This is a genomic window from Carnobacterium iners, assembly GCF_900177385.1.
GTDB lineage: Bacteria > Bacillota > Bacilli > Lactobacillales > Carnobacteriaceae > Carnobacterium_A > Carnobacterium_A iners.
In genome coordinates, this window is the sequence record NZ_FXBJ01000002.1 from 1,656,062 (window position 1) to 1,670,228 (window position 14,167).

Here is a 14,167-nt window from a genome sequence, read left to right on the forward strand (position 1 = left end):
CTATTGTATTTACAAAGGCATTACATTAGCATATAATAGAACTAAATAAGGAGGCGATTGACTTGGAAACAAAAGCAAAAAAATCTCTCATACAAGTACGCATGGATGAAACCGTCAAAACTCAGGCTGTAGAGGTTTTAAATAGCCTAGGAATGGATACCAGTACGGCGATTAACGTTTTCTTCAGACAAGTAATTGCGGAAAATGGATTACCTTTCCAACCAAAAAAAGCCCTATTCAATAATGAAACACTCGCAGCAATTAAGAAATCCGACGAAGAGGTCAAAAACGGAAAAGGCAAACGCTACACTACTGTTGACGATCTTTTTGAGGATGCTTTAGGAAACTAATGTCTATGTTAGAAATGAAACAGACCACAAAATTTAAAAAAGACCTGAAACGGTTAAAAAAACGCAACTTAAATCTTGAAAAACTTAAAACAGCAATGAAAATGATTGTTGAAGAGATCCCTTTGCCCGAAGAAGAATACCGAGCACATCTACTAGAACCAACAAAAGAATACCTCAATTGTTGGGAGTGTCATATTTCTGGACGAAACAACGATTGGCTCTTAATTTATAAATTCTATCCGGCTGAGAATCTTGTCTCTTTTATCCGAACTGGAACACATTCTGATGTCTTTTAATTTTTGAATAATCCAGTTTATTTTCGGATAAAAAACCGAGAATAGAAATCGTACTTGCTAAAAAAAGGCTTGAAATGGGTGCATTTCGGCCTTTTTTTTTAGCTCAAAACGGACACGTTATGAAGAGGTTTACCGGAGGATTTGGGGAGCGAAACGTCCACCAACAAGGTCGTTTGCGCCACGAATTGACTAACAAACATGGAGTTTGCCAAACCCTTAAACCAATCATATTGGTAACAATCGAAAGTATTTTAGGGATAACTGGAATAATAAAAAAACCTTAATTTAATAAGGTTCTGGATACATGATTCTATCTCATTTCATGTATAGAGGTAACTACTTGAATAATCAGACAACTGCTTATTATAATTATCTAAGCAAAAAGATTACACCATTAGAAGTAAGTACATACTTTACTATGAAATTATTTTGAAAAACGTTATCATTTATTTTTAGTATCCAACAAACTTATGAGCTCGTGTTAATTTAAGGGCACGGACTTCTCTTGGTAAGAAACAACCAATTTCATCTTCGTTATACCCAACTTGCAATCTTTTATCGTCTATCATGATTGGGCGACGCAATAACCCAGGGCTTTCTTGAATTAAAGTAAACAACTCTTTAAGCGGTAATTCTTCCAAATCAATAGTCAACTCTTGAAAAGCCTTGGATCTTGTAGAAATAATTTGGTCTGTACCATCTTCTGTCATTCGCAAGATAGATTTAATTTCAGAAACATTCAAAGGTTCTGAAAATATATTCTGTGCTTTATAAGGAATATTATTTTCTTCAAGCCAAGCAAGTGCTTTACGACAAGAAACACAACTGGGTGCTATGTATATTGTAACCATAATTTACACTCTCCCTTTTTAAATTAGATGGATTCAGTTGAGGAAAATATTAAGATTATTTTTACCTAAATAATTCATAGCTTTTCTAAAAACATTAATCGATGTTAATTTTACAGCGTTTAAACTAATTTGCTTTATCACCCACTAGGTGATGAAAAAAGAACCCCTTTCTGCTATGGTTATAGCATCACAACCAACCAATAGAAAGGGGTTCTCTTAATGATTACTTTACAAGAAAAAGCAATGAAATTCAATAACCATTTATATGTCTCTCATACAGGCGGTCGTTTATCGAGTGATTCAGGATTAATTTTAGTTGATGAATTAATGGATACTTTTCATTTTGAAGAATTATCAAAAAAACTCATTTCATATAATGAAAATCGTCGCTATTGGAAACACACTAACCATAAAATTTTAAAACAACTAATTCTTCAACTAATTGCTGGCTATAAAGCTGATTCGTCTGCGACTATCTTACAATATGACCCAGTATTACAAACTCTATCACAAGAAGAGTGTTTGGCTTCTCAACCGACTATCTCTCGGTTTCTTGATCGCATTACAGACCAAACGATTAATGATTTACAAACCTTTAATCAAACATTAATTGACCAAGCGAGATTTGTTCGCAATGATATGAATATGATTATTGATTTGGATTCTACACACTCTGATACCTTCGGTATTCAGGAACAAACAGATTATAATGCCCACTATCGAACAAACGGTTATCATCCATTAGTCGCATTCGATGGATTAACGGGCGATTTTTTAAAAGCTAAACTTCGTTCAGGAAATCAATACACGTCTAAAGGAGTTAAAGAGTTTCTTGAACCGTTATTAGATCATTACAATCAAGCAGTCCCTACGACAGATATTTTAGTGCGTGGAGATAGTGGATTTGCAACACCTGATATTTATGAGTTATGCGAAGAATATGGGTCAAACTTTGTCATTCGCCTAAAACATAATAATAATTTATACCGATTAGCAGAAGAGTTTGTGTATTACGACGATAATTATCCTTGGAATGAAAAAGAAGAATACTATTATTCCGTTTCCTATCAAGCAGCGTCTTGGTCTAAACCGCGTAGAGTATGCATTCAATCCATTCGAGAAATGGGTGAATTACTTTTCAAGCATACGTTTATTGTCACAAATTTTTCAGAAAATATTTCATCAAAACAAGTTTTTAAGACGTATAAAAAGCGTGGTGCTATGGAAAACTACATTAAAGAAGCAAAAAATGGTTTCTATTTTGATAAGACAGATAGCCCTAAATTTATTGAAAATCATGCACGTATGATGATAAGTGTCCTTGCATACAACCTAATCAATTTTTTGCGTACAACTTGTTTTGATAAAAATTATAAAGGACTTCAAATTAATACGATTCGTCTTCGCTTATTCAAAGTAGCTGGTAAACTAGTGAGTACTGCGAGAGAAATGTATCTAAAAATTTCTAGTTCGCATGTTTATCAAGCGGAGTTTTATGCCGTCTTTAATCGAATCCAAAGGATTCGGCATTATATTTAAAAACTCCTTAATTTTTTTTAAAAAAACCAATCAAAACCAAGGACCAACTATGGCCAAAATTCGTACTTTCTTAATGAGAAACCAATAAATAAATGAATTAAGTACCAAAAAGTAAAACTACTAAACGTTAATTTGAAAAAAATTTGAAAAAAGTGTGTTAATTGATTAAAAACAACAAAAAATTAAAGGTATGAATTATTCAGGTTTTAGTTAATAGCTTATAAAATATATAGTATCCTAGATAATTCATAGTTTTATTAGTTTATACTCAAAAACGTTATCTCTTCAATATTTATAAGAATTTTTGCTTTTCACCCATTTGGTGCATGTAAAAAGAACACCTTTCTGTTATTGTAGATTTGACGAAAAAACAAGACAGAGGTGTTCTATATGTCAAATTTACGTGATAATCGACTAAGTTTCAATAAAAATATATAACTTTCTTCAAGAAGTGAAGAATTATCTTCTCATGGTGGATTGATTTTGGTTCGTGAGTTTCTCGAAAAAATTCAATTTGACGAACTAGTGAAAAGAAATGTTCATTTTGAAGACAATCGGAAATTCTTTGCCCATTCAAAGAATACAACATTTCTTCAGTTATTGTATCAACTTATTTTAGGGTATAAGGTAGATAGTGCAGCCAATGCCTTACGGCATGATCCAATTTTCAAGCTCATCCTTAATGAAGTTGAAGGGAGTTCGCAATCGACTATTTCTCGGCTTCTTTCAGAATCAACAGAAAAAAATTTAGATGAACTGAATCAGTTGACACAAGCTTTAGTCAAACTTTTTCATGAATCTCAAGCCTCACAAGAGGTAGTTTTAGACTTAGATTCTACTCATTCTGATACATTTGGTCACCAAGAATCGACTGATTACAATGCCCACTATGGGACAACTGGTTACCATCCATTACTTGCCTTTGATGGACTTACAGGTCTTTTTCTTGGAGCTAAGCTTCGTTCCGGAAACCAATACACTTCAAAAGGTGTTGGTCCTTTTGTCCGTGACTTACTAGATTCCTATAAAAATCGTACGACTGAATTAAACATTCTGATACGTGGAGACAGTGGATTTGCCACACCTGAAATTTATGAACTAGCAGATGATTACTCCGTTCAGTTTGTCATTCGAGTAAAAGCCAACACGAAGCTCCAATCTATTGCAGAACATCTAATCACCTATGGTGATGATACAAATTGGGAAGAAACAGAAGTTCAATACTTTAACATTGCTTACCAAGCAAAATCATGGAAAAAGCCTCAACGAGTAGTCATAAAATCAACACGCAAGGGGTTACTTTTTCGTCATGAATTTGTAACAACCAATCTTTCTACGGTTATTCACAACGACCAAGTATTTGAGATGTACCAAAATCGCGGTACAATGGAAAATTATATTAAAGAAATCAAATCTGGTTTCTACTTTGATAAAACGGATAGTTCTGCATTTTTGACAAATGCGATTCGAATGACTATTAGTGGAATTGCTTATAACCTTATGCTTTTAATGAAATACCTAGTCTTTCCAAAAACAGAAAGAAAATCTCTTATTGATACCATTCGTTTTCGATTACTTAAAGTTGCTTCTCGACTGACATACCATGCTCATCGAGTTCAAGTCCAGTTCAGTAGTTCGAATGTGTACGATAAAGAATTTGAAACGATTCTTCAAAACTTGAATTTTCTATGATTCAAGTGTCAAATTGGTTAGTTTAAAAATTGCCTTAAAAAACAAGGGGGTAGTGCGCCTTTTTTTAGCAGAAACAACCTTTTCCCAACTTCCGTTAGGAAGGAATTCAACAAATTTGTAAAAAAAGAAGAAAAAGTATCAGCTTCATTGAATATTTTGATGAAAATATTCCTGGATACAATTCTATGAATGATTCAGGACTGGAAATAACCCTTTGTTTAACAAGGTTCTAGATACACTGTTCTATCCAATTTTATGTATCCAGAATTGACTAATTAAAAGCAGTTATACGTTGAAAAAAATACACGTCCTAATTATTTTTTCTATTATGTGTTACAATGTGTTATAATAGTGAAAAGGAGTGATTATATGAGTACCATTACCATTCGACTTAACAATGATGAACAAAAAGCTTTTAACGAGTATGCTAAATTATATAACGTACCTCTATCGACCCTATTTAAAAAAAGCTTAGAAGAAAAAATTGAAGATGAAATGGATATGAAGTTTATTGAAGAGTATGAAGCTGACGTTCAAAATGGGGCTATTGAACTGTATGAGCACAATAAAGTAAGAGAAATGCTAGGTTTATAATATGAATTATCACGTTGTTTATGAAAAAAAAGCTTTAAAAAGTTTCTCTAAACTAGATAAAGGCCAACAAAAAATGATTCTAGCTTGGATTGAAAAAAATTTAGTAAATACTGAGAATCCAAAAATACATGGTAAAGCTTTAAAAGGGAATTTAAAAGAGTATTGGAGATACCGAGTTGGTAATTATAGATTATTAGCGGATATTGATGATCAACAAATTAAAATAATTATTTTAAATGTAGGTCATAGAAAAGATATCTATACCTAATAATTTCTCTCAAAAGGTATATTTCTACTACACATAACTAGTTGTTAAATTTTAAAGACGTTTTTTTGAAAAAATAGTGGCGCAAGAGTCAAAGAAAAAGAGCACCCTTTTGAGATAAAAAGGATGCTCTTTTTGGGCTAAATAAGAACGTTTTATAGTTGACCAACAAATAGTTGTTTTTGATACATGATTCTATAACATTTCATGTGTCGTTTTATTTTTTATTTAATAATTTTTCATACTCTTCAACGTCATCAAATTCCGTTGCAATTTCTCCTGGATCTTTAGAGGTGTTTTTTGGTTGGAATGGTTTTCCATCGTTAAGCTGGTCTAGAGTAATCTCAAAGGTATAGTCTTTGTCTAAAATAATTTCAAATTCTTGTTTTTCACTTTTTACTAAGTAAATATTATCTGATTTTTTTTCAAATGTCCCGCTATCAACTTTTCTATTGTCAATTAGCTCAACAAAACTAGAATCATCTGGATAAAAGGCTAAAGAAACGAAATGTCCATCTTCAACGGTCTCGTTTTGATAGCTACCTTCTAGAACGGATGCTGTGTCAGGCGAGCAACCTACCAATACTATACTTATCATAAGCAATAAAGAGATTACTATTTTTTTCACAAAAAGCACTCTTTTATAAATATTTTTAGTTATTTAATATCATTATAACTTTTTTCCATAAAAAAAGAACCCCATTTAATAGGATTCTGGATACACGACTTTATGTCATTTCGTGTATCAAAGTCTTTAGCTAGCTGAGGTATACTAAGATTAATTATATAAAGGAGGAATAGCATGAAAAAAACAACTACAGCATCTTTTTTTGGATTAATTATGTCTATATTACCGATTTTAAAAGGAGAAAGCCTAAGTAGAATACTTATCACTTTTATAGCGGCATCTTTAACTATGTTATTTTGCTTATATATTTATGAAGATGACAAAAGTAAAAAAAAAAAGGTCAATTAAAGCTGCTGAAAAGTTCGAATAAGGTCTACCCAAAATAGACAGTTTGCAGGCATTGATTTAATTGAGTTTCCGCTGTCGTTTATACGTGTCTATTAAATCATTTTACCAAAAATCAATTTCTATCTAAATTCAGGAGCGAAATACATGAACAAAGCTATTTTTAAACAACCTTTTTTCTATACTGCTTTAGTCAACTTTATCTTAGCTTTAGCTTTTATCTTCCAAAAAGGATATGTAGCACGTTTAGGTAGTTTTCTCTGTTTTTCAACTTTTATAGTTAGTTTTTATAAGACTAATAAAGCTGTACGCAAAAAGTGACCTTGAAAAGTAAAAAACTACATGAGATTGATAAAATTTTCGATAAATTTTTTTCGAGTTTACCAGACTTAGATCGCTTAGAGATTCGAGAAAGAGAGCGAATTTTTCATGGACATATAGAAAGAAGAGAAGAAAAAGCGAACACTACAAGCTCAGCGAGAGAGAGGGCTATCTTGATAGAGACTTTGGACCTTCTCTGAAGTTTTAATTGCTTATGCTAAACAAGGTCTTATCACTCTGGTTGCAAGAGATGCAAGGGTTTCAAAAGATGACACTTCCATTTAAAAAATTTTTTAATGACTTCTTTTCATACTTATCTCTTGAAGGCGATATCATTTGTGTTACGGTGTTTATGTAGTAATGAAAAATGAAAAGGAAGTGTTATTTTTGTCAATTAATAAGATTTTAGTTGGAACAATAACTTCTCTATTATTAGCTGGTGGCTTTGCAACTACTGCTTCAGCAAGTGAATATATCGATGCGCCGATTGAGAAAAGTGTCGTGGAGAAGTCGGGCGGAATTCGATTACCTAATGACATGAGAGTTGGGGATAGGTATGAAGAGACTATTAACGTAAATGGTGAGGATGTTAATTATACTGTTACTAAGAATGATGAACAATTAGGCGATAGTTCTTCCAATAATTTTTCTACAATGAGTGCTCTACCTCAAACTGTGCCAGTATCAGGCAGAGCTTCTTTTACAGTGAAGGGTGAAGTTGGGGTTAATACTTTGTCATTTAGATTAAAAACTTATCAAGGTTTGATTGATTCTGTTAGCAGACCACAATATAATTTCATTGCTTCAGTTGATTTAGATAAATTAACTATAGAAAATAATAGACTTGCTTCATATCGTATAGCAACTTCTCTTAGCATTCCTTGGATTGGTGGGCCTTCGACTACTCAAACATTAGAAGGAAGAATAACAAGCCCAGGAGCAAATCAAAATATCAATTATTTAGAAATTGAAGTGTATTGATATTAGTAGTATAGAAATGAGGACGTTAGCATGTTAGCAACAGTAGTTTATGATTTTTTGCTCCTAGCAATTCTTTTAATTCTATTGGTATCAGCATATATCATTAAGGTTAATTCGGTGAAAATGTTGGGAAAAAGTAATAGATTAGAACTGGATCAAATTAAAAGTGGTGTCGTTATAGCAAACACAATTTTCTATACGGTTTTAATTGTATTTTTAATGATGATTGCAAGCCCATTTATTATTAGGCTTGTAGCCTTTTAAAGTGTATAAAAAAGAGATGGCTTCTATTTTGATAGACGTCTCTTTTTTTGTTCAACTACTTTATTTTTAGTATAGCTTTTTTGAATTGTTGCTAATTCACCTTCGCTGGAGTGTTATAAATTTAAACCAAAAATAAATTATTTTTAAAGTGTTAATGGACTAGGTTTTAAGAAGAAGAGCATAAAGAGATTCAGGCGCCTGCCGGTTTTCCGCTACGCTTCAAAACGTTGACGTGTCAGGCTGTGCCTGACGAATCTCAAAAATAAAACCAGGCGCCTAAAGGTCGAAAAAAGGCCTTTTCTTACCCCGCTTCAAAAGACTGTTATACCAACGTTTGCAGGAGGTCGAGTATGACATATGTATACACAGGTATTACATTTGTCATACCTAATGTACACATATGTCATACGTTTTGTACACATTTGTATGACACTTTTAAGCTGTTTTTTTTCTTGTTTTTTTGTCTCTATTATTATTTTAGAAAAGTCCCATGCCAAAAAGGCAAAGGGGATTTTTTTGTTTTACACGAAAAAAATAGACGGGAATGCCGTCGTTTTTCGTGCCTGTTCGCGACAATCCTTTTCAGCCCGAAGGCGAAAAAAGGAGTAGAGAGAATAGACGGTTTTTGCCTCGCATAGCCTGACCAAAATTTATTTTGGTATAAAAGGTTATACCAAATGTTTAGTGGTGCGTTCTTCATGTTATAGTGGGAGCACTTTATTGAGGAGGGATTTCATGGCTCACGTTCAAAAATTTACAAGAGGAAACCTCAACGGCTTATCCATTCACTTAGACCGTAAAACAGACCACCATTCAAACGAAGAAATCGACCCGACAAAAACTTACTTAAATGTTGATCTCTGTCAAAAAGAAGGCGACACCCTTTCTAGACTGAACGACCGATTGAAAGAGGTTTACTGCATGAAACGAGACGATGTCAAAGTTGGCTGCAATTGGATTGTGACGTTGCCTAAAAATTTAAAAGAACAAAATGAATCCGATCAGCAGGAATTTTTTGAAAAAACCTATGAGTTTTTGAGTGAACGTTACGGGGGAGAAAAAAATGTTTTGTCCGCTCAAGTTCATTTAGACGAAACCACCCCACACCTGCATTTTGTTTTTACGCCCGTTGTTTGGGACGAAAAAAAACAACGTGAAAAAGTATCGGCTAAAGAAGTGTTGAACCGAAATGATTTACAAAAATTTCATGGCGAGTTAGATACGTTTCTGAAAAAAGAACTGCCGAACATTTATAAAGACGGTATTTTAAACGGCGAAACGATTGAGTTAGATTCCGTCAAAGAGATTAAAAAATACGCCAAACAAATTCAAGAGAAAAAAGAGGATTTATCTAAAGAATTAGAGTTGTTTAGTAAACCCAAAAAAGTAGTTGAACAAGTAGAAAAAGCCTCTAAGAAAAGCTTATTTGGCGATAAAGTGACGCTCCCTTATAGCGAATTTGAAAAATTAAAAACTCTCTCTCTTTCGGGGATCAAATTAAAAACCCAACTAGATCAAGTGTCCGAGGCTTCAAAAAAGGACCTGACAGCTTTAAGAAAAGACGTTGACTTGGTAGAGCAAGAAAAAACAGAACTTAAAGGACAGCTTCAGCAAGCGAATTACTTTAGATAATAAAGTAATCAGGAAAAATTTTGAGTAGTCAAATGTTTTTTAGGATATTATTGTTTGTTTGATGCTGGATTGGACAAGACTGGAGTGTTTTTGGCTTCACTTGTCTAAAATATGCTAGAATGTTCCGAGTTGAAGAGGAGCTGACCTTCACTCGGCAGTTTTTGTTTATGAGTGAACAAGTTGAGTGTTTTATAGTGTTGACTTGGCTGTAAACAGAATTTGTTAGAGCGAATTACTTTAGATGTTGAAGTAAACTTAAATATTTTGAGTAGTCAAAGGTTTTTTAGGATATTATTGTTTGTTTGATGCTGGATTGGACAAAACTCGAGTGTTTTTATCTTTACTTGTCTAAAATATGCTAGAATGTTCCGAGTTAGATGGAAACAGACATTCACTCGGCAGTTTTCTTACTGGATTGGACAAGTGGAGTGTTTTATAGTGTTTACTTAGCTATAAACAGAATTTGTTAGAGCAAATTACTTTAAATATTGGAGTAATCTTAACTATTTTGAGCAGTTGATAGTTTTTTAAAGGTATGATTACCTGTCTGACACTTAAACGGGTGATTTTGGAGTATTTTTGGCTTCACTTGTCTAAAAAATACTAAGCTAAATAAAATCAAAAAAGCCTTGCTGTAAGCAGCAAGACTTCTTTATTTATCGATAATCTCTTTTAATTCTTCAACAAGTTTGTATACTTTAGTGCAGGGATTTCTTTTTGAATAAGTCAGATCAGTATAACGAGTATCTAACTTTTTTGCATTTTTAATTGCTGTATCCATATAAGGTCTTAAAATAGGATAAATACCTGAATCAATTTTGCTATAACCAGAATATCCTTTAGCTTTTAATAGATTATCTAGACTAGCATTATAAGCTTCTCTAGATAATGCTGATTGTTGAAGAGAAAAATGCAAACAATACCATAACTCAAAAGACTCGTTAGACCAAGCCGTTTTTATATTATGTGCCTCAGCTTTTGTTATCGCATTATCAAAATGATCATTAGGGAAATCGTCTTTATCAAACACAGCCCAGGTGTGTTCATAGATAATTGGAGCATGTCTTCTAACGTCTTCAATCTCTTCTATTACCCGTAAGGTTTCTTTACCTAATCCACAAATATCGATAGTAAATGATTCAACTGAATTTGACTATTTTTTATTTATTTCTTCTTTTAACCCGTTAAAATAAAGAACTTCTGTTTTTTCGCCTTCAGTAGCAATTAAATAACTAGAAGGAAGAGGAGCTCTTTTTTCCTTTTTTTTCTTTTTACCAGCTTGTCTTTTAGATTTCAACGTTTTCACTACCCTATCGTTTCAGATTTGGAATAGATTTATATTTCCCGAGAATATAGTCTCGCCCGTAACTGGCATCTTTTCTAACTTTTTTAGTATTTCCATTCTCATCCTCAAGAATATAAGAGTCTAATGAATACAAGTCAGATATGCCATTTTCATTTTTATCTGCAAACCAAATTTCATCGCGTCTAAAATTATCTTTATCCAAAGTAAAAACATCATGAGTAGTAAAAATTAACTGCGCATTTTGAGGATTACTTTTTTCATCATGAAAGAGTATAATATTATACCTTAAAAGAAGTGGATGAAGTTTAGCATCTAATTCATCAATAAATATAGTGCTGCCATTTTTAATTGCTTCACTTATTGATATAAAAAGTGAAATCATTTTCTTTGTCCCACTAGATTCAGAAGATAAAGGTACCGGAATATGCTTTCCATCATCAATATTTTTATGATAAGTTAAGACTTGGTACTGTTTATCTTCGATTGAGCTTTCTTCATTAATAACTGATTGCTCAATCAAACCAAAATCTTCTATTCCTAAATCGATTGCTTTAACAAATTGCTTTAACTCTTCTTTTCTTTCATTATTTTTTATAATATCTATAATAGGAGAATTTTTTCTTGCAATAAGCATCCGTCTTTCTCTGAAATCCTGACCATAATTCATTATCAGACACTCTTTAAACCATTCGTAGATTATTTTAGCTATGGGGATTTTTAATTTAGATGCAACAGTAATGAAAAGAGTTTTCGTATCCATAAGTTTTGCTAAATTTTTTGCTTCTTTTAATTGATTATCTAACTCTATAATGTTGCCATTTTCTAAATAAAAAAGAGTTTTAAATTTTTCTTTTTTGGTATTTTTATCTCTAATATAGAGATATTCTTCTATTACTTCTTCATTACTAAGTGAAAATCCGTATTGAAAAATATTTTTATCTACAGAAAAAAGTACTTCAAATGAAGAGGGATGTTCCTTATTTTCAAAACGAAATTTATCAACAGCTAAATTTTGAGAACCATTCATATTTTCATTAGAGAAAGAATAGAGAACAAAATGTTTCATGAAATGGAATGCTTTAATAACATTTGATTTTCCGCTAGCATTAGCCCCGAAAATTGAAATTACTTTCAAAATGTTTTCATTATAGCTGTCAATTGCAACGTCACTTTTATGTTCTGAGATAGGAGAAGCAATTAAATCTAGCGTAACTTCATTTTTAAAAGATTTAAAATTTTCAAATGTAAATTGGTGTAACATATTTATCACCTCGTACAAATAATATCATATTCTTTTTTATTAATCAATTTTTGAGAGAAATTCTCAAAAAACATGTTTTTATGCTAGTTATTCAAAATTTCTCTTATAAAATAAGAATAACGGACTAAATAATTAGATTTAATTTTCAAAAAAGAATGAAATGAAAGCGTTTAATGGTAAAATAGAGTTAATGAAGTTCTAGTATAGTATGGTTACATGTTTAAATAAATGATAAGTAGGTGAGTGAAATGAACTATGAAGATTTATTGAGAGCGTATAATCAGTTAGAAAAAGAAAACAAACAACTAAAAGAACAAGTGATGCAATTTAAAAATAAGTATGAAAAAGAAATAAAAAGAACCAACTATCAGGTTAAAGAAAATGAGATAGAATTAACGGGAAATACCTTAATAAAAGGTACGAAAAAAATAACTAATGATGGAACCAATTTAAATGTGAATCATCTATTTAATAAATACTCTTCCTCTACTAAAAAAATTGAGTTATATCTGTCACTATTTCGTGGAAGAGAAGATAGTTATGCCAGAAGATTTATTCATTCTAAAACAGGTAAGCCTGGTTATGCGCCAGCGAAATTAAAACCGTGGGATTCTGAAAGTAAAGAATATGCTCCTTTAGACTCACTTGTAATTGAGCAACACTTAAGAGGCGAATTAGTAGCGGGAATTTTTCCGATTTGCCTAGATGATACGTGCTATTTTTTAGCGATAGATTTAGATGAAGCAGAATGGCAAAGAGATGCCTCTATTTTAAGGGAATTGTGCAAGAATCACGAAGTTCCGATAGCGATTGAGCGATCGCGTTCTGGTAATGGTGCCCATATTTGGTTTTTCTTTGAGGAGGCCCTTCCAGCAAAAGTAGCTAGAAAAATGGGGACACTACTTATTACAGCAGCTATGTCATTGAATCACCAAATTGATTTTAACTCTTATGACCGCCTATTTCCAAACCAAGATACGTTACCCAAAGGTGGATTTGGTAATTTAATTGCCTTGCCGTTACAAAAGAAGGCTAGGATAGATGGAAATAGTGTGTTTATCGATCAAAACTTTCAAGAATACGAAGATCAATGGCAATTCTTAAGTCAAACTAAAAAAATGACGCGAAAAAATGTAGAACAGACGATTGAAGCCTTAATAAATGAAATAGGTTCGACTTCTATTCTTCCAGTCTTAGATGGCGAAAATAGTCGTTCAGATAAACAACAGCTAATCTTAGAAAAAAAAGATTTCCCTAAAAAAGTTAATTATATAAAAATGAATCAGCTTTATATTAAAAAAGAAGGCCTTTCTCAAAAGGCTTTGAGTATGCTAAAACGAATGGCGGCTTTTCAAAATCCTGAATTCTACCAGGCACAAGCAATGAGAAAATCTACTTGGCAGATTCAGCGTATGATTTCTTGTAGTGATGAGAATGAAGAGTACTTAGTCTTGCCTCGTGGGTTACAAGAAAAATTTGAAAAGTTATTAAATGAATTAACGGTTTCTTTTGAAGCAGAGGATAGAGCATTTAAAGGAAATGAATTAGCTGTTTCATTTAAAGGAAAATTAAGATTTGAACAAACAATTGCTGTTGAAAAGATGTTGCTTGAAGATACAGGTATCCTGTGTGGAACAACGGCTTTTGGGAAAACAGTAGTTGCTTTAAATATGATTGCTGAACGAAAAGTAAATACACTCATACTTGTAAATAAGACGAGTTTAGTAGAACAATGGCAGGAAAAAATAAAGGAGTTTCTTACCTTTGAGAACGAAGAAGATAAATTAGTGGGACAGTTAGGTGGAGGCAAAAAAAGCTGACGAATAAGATAGATATCGCTTT

Annotated in this window: 16 protein-coding genes and 1 pseudogene; 12 read left to right on the forward strand and 5 right to left on the reverse strand. The window is 32.3% G+C overall.

Annotated features, from left to right (window positions below; all coding sequences use genetic code 11):
• Window positions 1-62 precede the first annotated feature (62 nt).
• Window positions 63-350: a type II toxin-antitoxin system RelB/DinJ family antitoxin gene (locus tag B9Y54_RS07945; protein WP_085559760.1), complete on the forward strand. Its 288-nt coding sequence runs from the start codon at window positions 63-65 to the stop codon at window positions 348-350.
• A gap of 5 nt (window positions 351-355) precedes the next feature.
• The gene (locus tag B9Y54_RS07950) at window positions 356-646 is read left to right on the forward strand and encodes a type II toxin-antitoxin system YafQ family toxin (RefSeq protein ID WP_159446072.1); all 291 of its coding nucleotides are present in this window, start codon (window positions 356-358) and stop codon (window positions 644-646) included.
• Window positions 647-1,098: 452 nt separating this feature from the next.
• On the opposite strand, the gene spxA is transcribed toward B9Y54_RS07950, so the two are convergent.
• Window positions 1,099-1,497 carry a transcriptional regulator SpxA gene (gene spxA / locus B9Y54_RS07960; protein ID WP_085559763.1) on the reverse strand — a complete coding sequence of 133 codons (399 nt, stop codon included), beginning with the start codon at window positions 1,495-1,497 and terminating at the stop codon, window positions 1,099-1,101.
• A gap of 219 nt (window positions 1,498-1,716) precedes the next feature.
• Between spxA and B9Y54_RS07965 the strand changes: the two genes are divergently transcribed.
• The 4 genes and pseudogenes from B9Y54_RS07965 to B9Y54_RS07980 all read left to right on the forward strand — a co-directional run bounded on the left by B9Y54_RS07965 (window position 1,717) and on the right by B9Y54_RS07980 (window position 5,590).
• Window positions 1,717-3,036, forward strand: a complete 1,320-nt coding sequence (locus B9Y54_RS07965; RefSeq protein WP_085559174.1) for an IS1380 family transposase — start codon at window positions 1,717-1,719, stop codon at window positions 3,034-3,036.
• 390 nt (window positions 3,037-3,426) lie between these two features.
• Window positions 3,427-4,728, forward strand: a pseudogene (locus B9Y54_RS07970) (IS1380 family transposase).
• Window positions 4,729-5,097: 369 nt separating this feature from the next.
• Window positions 5,098-5,322 (forward strand): type II toxin-antitoxin system RelB family antitoxin, encoded by a 225-nt coding sequence (gene relB, locus B9Y54_RS07975; RefSeq protein WP_085559764.1) that lies wholly within the window; start codon window positions 5,098-5,100, stop codon window positions 5,320-5,322.
• Window position 5,323: 1 nt separating this feature from the next.
• Window positions 5,324-5,590, forward strand: coding sequence for a type II toxin-antitoxin system RelE family toxin (locus B9Y54_RS07980; protein WP_085559765.1), 267 nt, complete (start codon window positions 5,324-5,326; stop codon window positions 5,588-5,590).
• Between the two features lie 214 nt (window positions 5,591-5,804).
• Here the strand turns inward: B9Y54_RS07980 and B9Y54_RS07985 are convergent, their stop codons facing one another.
• A complete protein-coding gene (locus B9Y54_RS07985; protein ID WP_085559766.1) occupies window positions 5,805-6,215 on the reverse strand; it encodes a hypothetical protein in 411 nt (136 codons plus the stop codon).
• A 174-nt stretch (window positions 6,216-6,389) separates the two neighbouring features.
• Between B9Y54_RS07985 and B9Y54_RS12345 the strand changes: the two genes are divergently transcribed.
• The 5 genes from B9Y54_RS12345 (at window position 6,390) to mobV (ending at window position 9,758) form a co-directional block, all read left to right on the forward strand.
• Window positions 6,390-6,563, forward strand: a complete 174-nt coding sequence (locus B9Y54_RS12345) for a hypothetical protein (protein ID WP_159446073.1) — start codon at window positions 6,390-6,392, stop codon at window positions 6,561-6,563.
• A 144-nt stretch (window positions 6,564-6,707) separates the two neighbouring features.
• Window positions 6,708-6,881 (forward strand): hypothetical protein, encoded by a 174-nt coding sequence (locus B9Y54_RS12350; RefSeq protein ID WP_159446074.1) that lies wholly within the window; start codon window positions 6,708-6,710, stop codon window positions 6,879-6,881.
• A gap of 387 nt (window positions 6,882-7,268) precedes the next feature.
• Window positions 7,269-7,862, forward strand: coding sequence for a hypothetical protein (locus B9Y54_RS07995; protein ID WP_085559768.1), 594 nt, complete (start codon window positions 7,269-7,271; stop codon window positions 7,860-7,862).
• A gap of 30 nt (window positions 7,863-7,892) precedes the next feature.
• Window positions 7,893-8,126, forward strand: coding sequence for a hypothetical protein (locus B9Y54_RS08000; RefSeq protein ID WP_085559769.1), 234 nt, complete (start codon window positions 7,893-7,895; stop codon window positions 8,124-8,126).
• Between the two features lie 735 nt (window positions 8,127-8,861).
• On the forward strand, window positions 8,862-9,758 hold the full coding sequence (gene mobV / locus B9Y54_RS08010) for a MobV family relaxase (protein ID WP_085559771.1): 897 nt from the start codon (window positions 8,862-8,864) through the stop codon (window positions 9,756-9,758).
• A gap of 652 nt (window positions 9,759-10,410) precedes the next feature.
• On the opposite strand, the gene B9Y54_RS08015 is transcribed toward mobV, so the two are convergent.
• The 3 genes from B9Y54_RS08015 to B9Y54_RS08020 are packed head-to-tail and all read right to left on the reverse strand — an operon-like array spanning window position 10,411 to window position 12,325.
• On the reverse strand, window positions 10,411-10,887 hold the full coding sequence (locus tag B9Y54_RS08015; RefSeq protein ID WP_085559772.1) for an RloB domain-containing protein: 477 nt from the start codon (window positions 10,885-10,887) through the stop codon (window positions 10,411-10,413).
• A gap of 24 nt (window positions 10,888-10,911) precedes the next feature.
• Window positions 10,912-11,055 (reverse strand): RloB domain-containing protein, encoded by a 144-nt coding sequence (locus B9Y54_RS12205; protein ID WP_143062477.1) that lies wholly within the window; start codon window positions 11,053-11,055, stop codon window positions 10,912-10,914.
• Between the two features lie 13 nt (window positions 11,056-11,068).
• On the reverse strand, window positions 11,069-12,325 hold the full coding sequence (locus B9Y54_RS08020; protein ID WP_085559773.1) for an AAA family ATPase: 1,257 nt from the start codon (window positions 12,323-12,325) through the stop codon (window positions 11,069-11,071).
• Between the two features lie 248 nt (window positions 12,326-12,573).
• Between B9Y54_RS08020 and B9Y54_RS12960 the strand changes: the two genes are divergently transcribed.
• Window positions 12,574-14,145 (forward strand): TOTE conflict system archaeo-eukaryotic primase domain-containing protein, encoded by a 1,572-nt coding sequence (locus B9Y54_RS12960; RefSeq protein ID WP_085559774.1) that lies wholly within the window; start codon window positions 12,574-12,576, stop codon window positions 14,143-14,145.
• Window positions 14,146-14,167: the final 22 nt, after the last annotated feature.